We start from the raw sequence: 490 nt of genomic DNA on the forward strand, positions 1-490 counted from the left end.
GCTTGAGCCTGATGGATCGGTCACGGTACGCGCCATCGGGCAACAATATTCCTTCACGCCTCAATGCATCCTCGTGCCGACGGATACGACGATCAACATCCGCGCCACAAGCGCCGATGTCATCCACGGGCTCCTCATTCAGGGCACGACCGTCAACACTATGCCCGTCCCTGGCTACATCTCCGTGCAGAGCCCGCGCTTCCGCAAACCCGGCGAGTACCTGATGCCTTGCCAGGAATATTGCAGCTTCGGGCATGAAGGCATGTGGGGGAAGGTCAAAGTGGTCGATAAGGCCGAGTTCATGACGATGGCATCCAAGCAGGAGAGGTTGAGCTGTGTTAAATAGCCGGCGTCTGATACTCGCTCACTTCTGGCTGGCCTTTGCAGTGTTTGGGATCGCCTTGGTGCTTGGTGCTTGGCAGATGTTTATCCGCAGCCCGCTCCATACCTGGATCGGCAACCCGGAATGGTACTACCGATCGTTGACGGC

General features: G+C 57.8%; 1 pseudogene. It reads left to right on the forward strand.

What is annotated here, in order from left to right:
- Positions 1-346, forward strand: a pseudogene (locus tag OWC48_RS46275) (cytochrome C oxidase subunit II); the annotation flags it as partial.
- Positions 347-490 lie beyond the last annotated feature (144 nt).

This window comes from Bradyrhizobium sp. Arg816 (genome assembly GCF_029989365.1).
Taxonomy (GTDB): domain Bacteria; phylum Pseudomonadota; class Alphaproteobacteria; order Rhizobiales; family Xanthobacteraceae; genus Bradyrhizobium.